We start from the raw sequence: 10500 nt of genomic DNA, 5'->3' as shown, positions 1-10500 counted from the left end.
CTACCCCCCGGGCCCCCCAACCGACCCCCCCTCAATGGGGGGGGGGGCGGGCCGGGGGGGCCCCCCCCCGGCCCCGGGCCCTCCCCGGGTGCCGGCTGGTTACATCGGCTCGGGGAAGATGTCGCTGATGCTCCAGGCGACGCTGAAGCAGGGGAAGAAGGAATAGGCCTCCGGCTCGGTGTCCAGTGCCTGGAGCGCGAGGATCTGGCTCATGGATGCTCTCCACTTTCTTCTCGGGGTTGTGTCGGTCGGTAACTGCAAACCTCGACACGGAGCTGCTCGCCGCCGTGCCCAGGCGTTCATGGGGCGCCCACCCGGTGCCGTCTGTCGGCTGCCGGGATCCGGGGACGCGCGCGGTGGGGCTCCGTCAGGAGCGGGCCGGCCAGCAGGCGGTGGAGGGCCAGCAGGACACCGGCCCCGCCACTGGACAGGTCGGCGGTGAACCGCTGCGAACCCGCTCCGAGGAAGCGGACACCGCGCCGGTACGGGACGGCGTACTTCAGCAAGCCGGTTGCGGCGCGCACGGCGTCCCTGCGGGCGGCGTCGGTGCCGGTGAGCTCGGCGTGCCCGGTCAGGAACCAGGTCAGCCCGGCCAGCCCCCGGTACAGGCCCGCCTCCTTCGTGGCGCAGGAGACCCGGATGCCGGCGACCAGCCTCGGCAGCGCCGCGGCGCAGCGTTCGTCCGGCGCGGTGGCCACGTAGCGGGTGAGCGCTGCCGCGACACCGGCCGCGCCCGTGGCCAGGTACGGCATGGCACGGGTGAGCCGCGCGTCGTCGGAGATGGACAGGGCGCCGTCGTCCAGCGGAAAGGTCCGGTCCAGCTCCTGGTGGAGCAGCAGGCGGCCCGCCTCCAGGTAGCGGGCCTCGTCGGTGTCGCGGGCCAGGCGGTGGAGGAAGAGGGCGAGCCCCGAGCGGCCGTGCAGCAGGCCGCGGGCGTCGTGCTCGCCGAGGGTGGCCCGCAGGTCGGGGGTGCGCAGCAGGCCCTCCCCTGCCGCGGCGGCCCGCTCCAGGTGGCTGCTCTCCCCGGTCAGCCGGTGCAGGGCGAGCCAGCCCAGGCCGGCCCCGGCCCGCCCGCCGGCCAGCGTGCCGCAGGAGGCGGTGAGCGGGTGGTCGTCGGCGTCCCGGAGCAGGTCGACGGCCTCGTCCAGCAGGCCGAGGCCGGCCAGTACCTGGGCGATGCCGGCCGAGCCGACGAGCAGTCCGGGGGGCAGCGCGTCGCGCTGCGCCAGCGCATCGCGGCGCAGCCGTTCGCGGATCTCCTCCGGCACCGCAGCCCCGGCGCGGTGCAGGGCGTGCACCACCCCGGCCGTGCCGTAGGCCAGGCACAGGTTGTTGGTCCGGAACGCCTCGGGCGAGGGCGGGAAGGCCCAGTCCGGCCGGTCGGCGTCAGCCATCTCCAGCAGCCCCGCGGCCACCTCCTCGGCCAGCCGGGTGAGGCAGCCGCGCGGGTCGGTGTCGAGCTCGGCGGGAGAGGGCAGGCGGTCGGGACCGTCCTGGTCCTGCGCCTGGCCCTCCGTCAGGTGGAAGGCGGTAGCCCGCTGCCACAGGTCCTGCGGCGGAGCCACGTCCGCCAGGTCGCGGCGCAGCAGTGCGAGGTTGCCGGGCGCGTGTTCGGCGATCTCGTTGAACGGCGCCAGGAAGGCGAACGCGACTGCCGACATGCCGTACCGGTCCTGCAGCAGCGGATCGGTGTCGGCCCGGAGCAGGCCGGGCGGCGGCGTGAACCCCGGGGTGCCCATCCCGGAGGGTGCCGCGGACAGCGCCGAGGCCGCCTCGAAGTCCACCAGCCGGACCCCGCCCGACGGCGTGACCATGACATTGCCCAGGCTGAGGTCACCGAACCGGTAGCCGGCGGCGTGCAGCCGCTCCAGCGAGGCGTCCACCGCGGCCAGCAGGCGCCGGCACGCCTCGTAGTACGCGGCGACGGACTCGGCCGTGCGGTCGGCGCGGGCCAGCGGGGAGGACCGGCTCAGCCAGCCCACCAGCGGCTGCCCGGCGACGTACTCGGTGACGAGGAAGTCGTGCTCCCACTCCGTGAAGTGGTCCAGCGGCTCCGGGCCCACCCCGGGGGCGGCCGCGTGCAGCTCGCGCAGCACGCGGTACTCGTGCCGCAGCCGCTGCTGCGCGTCGGTCCCGTCGAAGACCAGGCCGTTGTGGGCACGGGCCTCCTTGACGAAGACGGTGCGGCCGGTCCGCCGGTCCCGGGCCTGGTAGGTGCCGCCGGCGTTGCTCAGGCGCACCGCGCGGGTCACCTCGTAGTCGCGGATCAGGATCGGGCCCGTGTGCGGCTGCTCCTCCTGCTCGACGAAGGGGTCCGCGATCCCCGCGGGCAGCTGGAAGGCGGGCAGCCGCAGGTCCACGACCTCGCGGCCGGAGCCGTCGCGGACCAGCCCCTCCCGGGTGCCGTCGGCCCGCAGCCGGCTGCGGGCACCGAAGGAGCCATAGCGGTAGTGGACCGTCCGCGAGTCGCGAAAGCGCCGGTCGGTGAGGACGTACGGCCCCTCCTCCCCGTCGAGCGCGTCGCGCAGGCGTTCCAGCAGCCGGCGGGCGGTCGCCGTGTCCGGCGGGTAGACGGCGCAGAACTTGCCCGCCTGGGCCCGCCCGGCGTGTTTGTGATGGAGGAACAGGAAGAAGAGCCGGGCGCTCAGGTGCTTGAACGGCACGCCTTCGGAGAAGCAGATCCCGGCGACCGTGTCGAGGACGTGCTGCGCCCGGTCCAGCCGCGCCGACACGTGGATCTTCCAGCCCTGCTCGGCGAGCCCGGTCCGCGGACTGCCCCAGGCCGTCCAGATGCCCTGGGCGGCGCCGCGCAGGCCCGGCGGCACCTCGCTGGGAGCGAAGCGCTGCCCGGGGTCGGCCACGCTGGGCAGCGGCAGGTAGTACTCCCGGTCCGCGAGCGCTTCGCCGAAGCCTTCGAGCACGGAATCTCCTCGCAGGGTGGTGGTGGGCGACCGCAACGGCCGTGCCAGACGCTAGGACCGGCAGGTACGGAAACGGTTCATCGGCGGCATGCGACCGGCAAGGGTGATGGTGGCTGCGCAGGGGCACGTTGAAGTTTCGCTGTCGGCGGTCGAGCGGTGGTGGTGCGCCGGGCTCGTCGACGGTGGCGGGGGTGAAGGGCGGCCGGACTGGACCGCGTTCGCCGAAAAGGCGTCGGCCGTCGCGCCCGAGCCGCCTCTGTCAGAGCTGGTGAAGTAGTCCTGGCTCAGTCGCCGTGCCGATCGGCAGGCTGAGTCTGTCGAGGTGTCACGCCCGCAGCCAGATGTGCGGGGCCTGCCCGATCCGCTCCGCGGGACACGGATCTTCTCCAGTACCGGCTTGAACTGGGTGCAGTCAGCCCGCTGACCTGCAGTAACGATCAGGGATAGCGGGCGCCGGCGGCGGGTGGCCTCGTAAAGGCAGCCGAGCAGTCGGCCACCCCGCTGGGCGATGTCGTGGCGGCGCGGGCGGAACGCATGCACGTTCAACGGTGCGGGGTGGTCCGAAGAGGCGCACAGGGACGGGAGGCGGCTGACTCGCGGCCGCTTGGCCGGGTGCGTGACCGCTCCGAGAGCGCGTGGACGCGCCGCCGGGTAGCGTTGAAGACGTGCGTTCCGCGCAAACCGCTGCGGCCTGCCCGGCAGGGCTGCTGCCTCTGTCGGCAGAGGAACGAGATCACATGCCAAAGCACAGCATCCACGCGGCGACCGCCGCGACCGCACTGATCTGCCTGGCAGCCGTCGGCCCCGTACCGAGCAGCGCTGCAGCAGTTGCGCAGTCAGCCGGGCCACCCGGGCCGGCAGGCTCGTCCCGGTTCGTGCCCGGTCCCTGTCCGAAACCGCCCGAGCCGATCGAAGCGCTGAGCGATGCACGGTGCGGTTTCCTGGAGGTCCCCGAGAACCGCTCCGGCCACGGCAGCCGGACCATCAAGCTGGCCGTGGCGAGGATCCCGGCCGTCTCGGACAAACCCGCCGCGGACCCCTTGGTGTTCATGGCGGGCGGCCCCGGCGCCGACACGTTCGACGACATTCCGTTCCTCATCAAATCCGGCCTGAACAAGGACCGCGAGCTGATCGTCATGGCCCAGCGCGGCAACCTCTACGACCAGCCGAACCTCGCCTGCCCGGAGGTCGACCGGTTCAACGCCCAGGCCGTGGGCCTGGGCTACGACGCGCAGCAGGCGGAACAGATCATGCTGAAGGCGGTGACGGCCTGCCGGGCCCGCCTCATGGCCGACGGAGTCGACCTGAGCGCCTACAACAGCACGGAGAACGCCGCGGACTTCGCCGACCTGCGGAAGGCTTTGGACATCCCCCAGTGGAACGTCTACGGGTACTCCTACGGCAGCAACCTGGCCCTGACGTACCTGCGCCTGCACCCCGAGGGGATCCGGGCGGTGGCGATCGACTCGATCACACCTCCCCAGTTCGTGACCCTGCCGTGGACATGGGGCAGCACCGCCGAGGGAATCCACAACATTTTCGAGGCGTGCGCGGCGCAGCCCGCCTGCAAGGACCGGTACCCGGACCTTCCCCAACTGCTGACGGAGCAGGTCCGCAAGCTGGAGGCGCAGCCCATGACGCTCAACGTCGCGCCGCCGGACGGTGGGAAGGCGGTCAAGACCGTCCTCGACGGGGGCGCGCTGCTGAATCTGATCGTCGCCTTCACTCCCCGGCCCAAGGACATGCCCGCGGCGCTCGAGGAACTCAGCAAGGGGCACCCGGAGCGCTTCGCGAAGGCCCGCGCGGCCGGCTCGGTCCAGAAGGTCGGCGTGTTCGCGCACGGCCTGACGAACTCGATCGCGTGCAGTGAATGGGCTCCGGGGTACTCGGAGTCCGACGTGCTGAAGGCGGGGCAGAAGGCCTTCCCCGGGTGGCCGGACACGGTCCTGGCCCAGCCTCCGCAGCTGCCCTTCCAGTACCCGGTGTGCGGGATCTGGAACGTTCCGGACCGCGCGTCCGTCCAGCGGGTGCCCACGTTCAGCTCGCTGCCGGCCCTCGTGATCTCCGGCACGTTCGACGTGAAGACCGGGGCGAGTTGGGCGAAGGGCGTGGCCCGCAACCTGTCCAATTCGACCTCCGTGCAGGTCCCCGGAATCGGCCACTGGGTGGTCCCGCAGTCGCCTTGCGCGCAACGCGTGCTGGCCTCGTTCCTCGCTCGCCCGACCGCGCCCGACACCAGCTGCGTGGACGACCTCGAGCCCCAGCCGTTCACGATCATCCCGAAGTAACCGGGAGGGCAGATGACACGCCACCGAGCGCCCCGTCGTCGCCGCACCGTACGACGGCTCCTGGCCACGCAGGCCGGCTTGGCGAGCAGTCTCCTCGTCACCGGCTTGCTCGCAGCGCCCGCCCAGGCGCAGTCCCGCACCGAGACCGGCGGCCCCGGAGCGCCGATCGGTACGGTGGCCCGGACGGTGGGCGACGCCCGCTTCGAACCGGGTCCCTGTCCGAAGACGGCGGAACCGGTCGAGGAGCTGGAAGGGGCCCGTTGCGGAACGCTCACCGTGCCCGAGAACCGCGCCAAACCAAGCAGCAAGACGATCAAGCTCGGTGTCGCGATCGTGCCCGCCGTGGCCGACACACCGAAACCCGACCCCATCGTGTGGCTCGCGGGCGGACCCGGAGACGATGCGGTGGGAGAGGCGAAGATGGCCGTCGACGGCGGCCTCAACCGCGACCGTGACGTGATCTTCATGTCCCAGCGCGGTACGTACTCGGCCGACCCGGAGCTCCTGTGCCCCAACATCGACGAGTTCAACGCCCGCGTGGTCGGCCTCGTCTACGACGCCCCGTCCACCGAACGCCTGCACGTCGAGGCCACGAAGACCTGCCGCGACAAGCTGGCGGCCCGCGGGATGGACCTCAGCGCCTACAACGACACCGAAAGCGCCGCCGACTACGCGGACCTGCGCACCGCGCTGGGCATCCAGCAGTGGAACCTGTACGGCATCTCCTACGGCACCCACCTGGCACTGGTCTCCATGCGCCTGCACCCCGAGGGCCTGCGCTCGGTGGGCATCGACGGCATCCTGCCGCCGTCCAAGTCCGGGTCGGCCTCGACCTGGAGCAGCTTCCGGCAAGGCGTCGACGGTCTGTTCAAAGCCTGCGCGGACCAGCCGGCCTGCAACAAGCGCTATCCGAACCTGCCGGCCACCTTCGAGAAGCTGGTCAGCGACCTCGAAGCCAAGCCGGTCACCACCACCGTCACGCTCCCCGGCAACGACAAGCCGGTGAAGGTCGTGCTGGACGGCGGAACCCTGGTCAACTGGCTGACCTCCGCCACCCACACGGCGGAGGCCGTACCCCTCTCCCTCGACGAGCTGGCGAACGGCAACCCGCAGCGGATCGCCCGGCAGTGGGCGGGCTGGAGGACCAACCCCAAGGGCATCGGCGTGGTTTCGCACGGTCTCGCCTACGGCATCTTCTGCAGCGAGTGGACGCCGTACGAGAGCAAGGACGCGGCGCTCCAGGGCGGACGGGAAGCGTTCCCGTCGTTCCCCCGCTCGGTGCAGGCCCAGGCCCCGCTGCTCACCTTCCTCCATCCTGACTGCGACGCTTGGAACATCCCCGCGGCCGCGCGCTCGATCCGGGACGTCACGACCAGCGACATCCCCACCCTCGCCCTGTCGGGCGCGTTCGACGCCCAGACCGGGGCGGACAACGGGCCGTACGTCGCCCGCACACTGAGCAAGGCCAAAGTCGTCACGATCCCCTACGAGCCGCACGTGGTGATCGCCACGTCGAAGTGCGCCCAGGACATCGCCGTCTCGTTCTTCGAGAACCCGGACGCGCCGAAGACCGAATGCCTGAAGAGCCTGGAGGCGCCGGAGTTCAAGACCGCGCCCTGAAACCGCTCGTGCTCCGCTCCCACCTCGTCGGAGTCATCATGGCCCCAACCTGGGAATCCCGTCTTCCGTATCGCTCGGGGGCCTCGCTGCTGCCGGTCCTGCTTCCCCTCGTGCTCCTGATCGTGGTGGCGGTGGCCGTGGGGTCCTGGCTGCAGTTCACCGAGCGGCAGGCGCTCGACACGGTCCACACCGTCGGATCCCAGGCCGCCGACCGGGTGGACGTGGAGGCCGACGTCCAACGCGTCGACGCTGCGGCCAGAGAGCTGGCCCTGCGGGTCCGGGTCATTGCGCGCGGGACCCTCGGTGAGGAGGGCGGGACCGCTCCGGTGGCTGATCTCAGCCTCCAGACCTCCGCGCAGACCCTCGGCGATCTGGAGTTCAAGGCGCACGAGCGGCTCACGATCAGGGACGTGCAGGTCGCGATCACGGATGGATCGATCAGCGACTACCCGTTCGACACCTACGAGACCGACATCGAATTCTGGGCACAGCTGGACGGCAAGCAGGTGCCAGTGCGGGTGCTGTTCTCCAACAGCGACACGCTCTTCTCGATCTCCGCGACACCCGCCCCGTCCGGGCAAGAGGCTGCCGGCACGGCGCTGCGGCTGGCCCGATCGGGCAGCCTGCTCGTCTTCGCGGTCTTCATGATGATCGTGATGTGGGCGCTGGCAGCTTCCGTGCTCATCGGGGCCTGGTACATGACGACCCGCAGAGAGGGCTTGGTCTGGGCCGCCCTCGGCTGGATGGCCGCCACCCTGTTCGCCCTCTCGGCGTTCCGCAACAATGCTCCCGGCACGCCCCCGATCGGCTGCGTGATGGACTGGTTCGCCTTCCTGTGGGCCGAGACGGTCATCGCCCTCTGCCTGATCGCCGTGGTCATCACCGGAGTGCGCACCGCCCTGCAGCACGACGACCGCGATGCGGGGACGACAGGTCCGATGCCCAGGTAGGCGCCGTACGTCTGCGCGAGTCGGACGTCCCGGCGAAGAGGCGGGCGTCACGGTGATCGCTCCATGGGCTTGTCCGGGGTGGAGAAACCGGCCTCCTCGGTCTGCTCACCGGCCCTCATCGTGTCGGAGTGAAGCCGCCCCAGACCGCGAGGGCGCCGCGGGGACCGTTGGCGTCGACGCGGTAGCCGTCGTGCCCGGCCTCGCGCTCGCCGGCGGCGTGGTTGTACTGGCCGGCGAAGACATGCTGTCCGGCCGGGACAGTGCGGCCCGGCTTGAGGATCCAGCGGTAGACCACTGCTCCGCCCTCGTGCTGCACGGTGACGGTGAAATCGTCGGCGGGCAGTGTCCGCCAGTTGCCGGTGCTCTGCACTCCGCCGGTTTGCGTGATGCGCAGTTCCACGGTGAGCGCGGTGAGCGGCTGGGTGGTCTTGAGGGTGATGTCGCTCTGCGCCCAGTAAGTGTTGCTGCCCGGGTCCAAGGAGCCGGCCGACCACAGAGGTCCGTCCTGGACGCGCGTGCCGCCGGGCCGGGCCGAGCCCGCGCCGCCTGACACCGCAGGGCTGGGGCTCGTCGAGGACGGGCGGTCCGGCGCGGTCGGGCCGCCGGTGGCGGGCACCGACGGCGTGGAGTGGGGAGTCCCGGACGCGGACGGCGCGGACGGCGTGGACGACGCGGATGGCGTGGACGGCGTGGACGGCGCGGCGGGGGTGGCCGGGAGGTCCGGCCGGGCGGGCGGGGACTGGACGATGGCGGCGACGGCGAAACCACCGACCGCCAGAATCCCGGCCGCGGCGAGGGAGGCGAGCGCGACCCTGGGCCAGGGCCCCGCGCCGGACGACTCGCGGTGGCGGTCGGGGGCGCCGGACATGCCGCGTTCCACGCGTGCCAGGATCCGGGCGCGGTCGGGCTGGTGGGCCTCGGCGGCTGTGCGCAGCCGCCCGGTGAGTTCCTCGTTCAACGGCTCCTCCTCCCCGCCAAGAGTTCCCCGGCCGCTCCAGTGCTGCCGAGCATCCGTTCCAGTTCGGCCATCCCCTTCGAGGTCTGGCTCTTCACCGTACCGACCGATATTCCGAGCGCCAGAGCGGTGTCCTTCTCCGACAGGTCGAAGGCGTGCCGCAGGACCACGCACGTCCGCTTCCGGAACGGCAACCGGGCGAGAGCAGTGCGCACGTCCACCACGGCGGCCACGTCCGGACCGTCCAACGGCTCCGCACCGCGGGACCAGAACAGGGCGATCCGGCGGCGCTCGCGAACCGCGCTGCGGATCCGTGACCGTGCCAGGTTGGCGACCACGCCGCGGGCGTAGGCGAGTGGGTACTCGGCCTGGCGCAGCCGGTCCCAGCGCTGCCACAGTGCGATCAGGGCGTCCGCGGCCAGATCGTCGCCGCCGTCCGCCTCGCCCGTCAGGAGATGGGCGAACCGGGCGAGTTCGGCGTAGTGGCGTTCGAAGAAGTCGTGGAATTCCGCGGACGCGTCATCGAGGACCATGTCCGACGGTCGCCCCTTCCGCAAATGTGTGCGTTAACATCCGGGCGGCAGCGTACCAGCGCCCGGTACGACCCGGAGCGCTGCGATCCGCCCCACCGGAGCCGCCGCCCGGCCGCGGTGCGGTATCAGTGCGGGGCGAACTGGACCCGGGTCCGTTGTGCGACGTTCGGTAGCAGCGAGGTCCCGTCGACCGTCAGTTGCTCTCCGTAGATGTCGGTGATCCTCATCGCGCCGCCGCACCCACTGCCGTCGGCGGAGAGGAAGTAGTTGTATTCGGTACGCGGCAGTCTCCGCCAGCCGTTCTCGGTGCGTACCTCCAGCCGCGCGACCGGATTCCGGTGATCGATCACCTGGATGCCGCACCAGTGGGGGCTGGAACCGGTCTTGTACCGGATGGAGAGTGCGCCGGACGCGTGGGGGCTCAGCAGGCTCCAGGTGATCGGGATACGGCCGACCTTGGGATCGGCCAGCTTCGCGAAGGCCTGTTCGCTGAGGTCCAGTTGTCCGGGTGCGCAGGGCAGCGGGCATTCGTTGGTGATCCGGACCGTGATCGAAACGCCGTTCGCGGCGCGGACGCGCACGTACGCGCCGCACGCCCTGGACGACTCGTAGTCGGTGGTGTTCATCGCCGCGATCATGAGGTCGTCGCTCGGGCCGAACAGGCAGGCGCCGTTGCCGTCGCCGGCGGCGTAGGCGGTGGCGACGCCCTTGTAGGTGGTCTCGGGCTGGATGCGTCCTGCCGAAGGTGCCGTGGTGGTGCCGGTGGTGGTGGATGCCGACTGTGGGGTTGTCTTCGCCAAGGGCTGGGGCGCCGCGGTGGTCGTACTGGCGGCCGCGGTCGGGGTTTCCGCGGCAGGCGAGCTCTCCGTCGGGGGCGCGGGGCTCGTCGGGGCCGGGGACGTGGCTCCCACCTGGGTGGCGGCGGGGGCCGCCACGTCGGCCCCGGCCTCGGCCTCGTGGCCGGGGAGCACGGCCGTCACCAGGCAGAAGAGGACGCCCGCGGCGGTCAGCATCACCGCCGTTCCCATCATCAGCCTGTGCCTACGTCTGCGCTGCCGCGCGGCCTGCCGTGCAGTGTGCATGTCCGTCCGTTCGAAGATTCGAGTCGAGGTGCACTGCTTGGTTGCCGCAGGATGCGAAAAGGTTGCCGCGGATTCCCGCCGGGAGTCGCGCGCGGCACACGGTCGGCGCCACGGCCACGGCCACGGCCACGGCCACGGCCACGGCTACGGC

The 10500-nt window shown here is 71.7% G+C and carries 7 protein-coding genes; 3 read left to right on the top strand and 4 right to left on the bottom strand.

The window, feature by feature from the left end:
• Window positions 1–299: 299 nt before the first annotated feature.
• Entirely contained in the window at window positions 300–2921 is a 2622-nt protein-coding gene (lanKC, locus tag ACFWBF_RS09920; RefSeq protein WP_385597937.1) for a class III lanthionine synthetase LanKC, read from the bottom strand.
• Between the two features lie 737 nt (window positions 2922–3658).
• Here lanKC and ACFWBF_RS09915 point away from each other — a divergent pair.
• The 3 genes from ACFWBF_RS09915 to ACFWBF_RS09905 are packed head-to-tail and all read left to right on the top strand — an operon-like array spanning window position 3659 to window position 7779.
• Complete coding sequence (locus ACFWBF_RS09915; RefSeq protein WP_385597934.1) at window positions 3659–5209, top strand: alpha/beta fold hydrolase; 1551 nt, start codon at window positions 3659–3661, stop codon at window positions 5207–5209.
• Between the two features lie 12 nt (window positions 5210–5221).
• Entirely contained in the window at window positions 5222–6829 is a 1608-nt protein-coding gene (locus tag ACFWBF_RS09910; protein WP_385597931.1) for an alpha/beta fold hydrolase, read from the top strand.
• A 38-nt stretch (window positions 6830–6867) separates the two neighbouring features.
• Window positions 6868–7779, top strand: coding sequence for a DUF4436 family protein (locus ACFWBF_RS09905; protein WP_385597928.1), 912 nt, complete (start codon window positions 6868–6870; stop codon window positions 7777–7779).
• Window positions 7780–7894: 115 nt separating this feature from the next.
• Here ACFWBF_RS09905 and ACFWBF_RS09900 read toward each other — a convergent pair whose 3' ends face one another.
• From ACFWBF_RS09900 to ACFWBF_RS09890, 3 genes are all read right to left on the bottom strand, one after another.
• On the bottom strand, window positions 7895–8737 hold the full coding sequence (locus tag ACFWBF_RS09900; RefSeq protein WP_385597925.1) for a hypothetical protein: 843 nt from the start codon (window positions 8735–8737) through the stop codon (window positions 7895–7897).
• On the bottom strand, window positions 8734–9267 hold the full coding sequence (locus tag ACFWBF_RS09895; RefSeq protein WP_385597922.1) for a SigE family RNA polymerase sigma factor: 534 nt from the start codon (window positions 9265–9267) through the stop codon (window positions 8734–8736). The genes ACFWBF_RS09900 and ACFWBF_RS09895 overlap by 4 nt, the downstream gene beginning before the upstream one ends.
• A 125-nt stretch (window positions 9268–9392) precedes the next feature.
• On the bottom strand, window positions 9393–10298 hold the full coding sequence (locus tag ACFWBF_RS09890) for an expansin EXLX1 family cellulose-binding protein (RefSeq protein WP_385597919.1): 906 nt from the start codon (window positions 10296–10298) through the stop codon (window positions 9393–9395).
• Between the last annotated feature and the right edge of the window lie 202 nt (window positions 10299–10500).

Source organism: Streptomyces sp. NPDC060028, assembly GCF_042736725.1.
Classification (GTDB): Bacteria; Actinomycetota; Actinomycetes; order Streptomycetales; family Streptomycetaceae; genus Streptomyces.
This window is presented reverse-complemented; position numbering and strand designations above follow the sequence as displayed.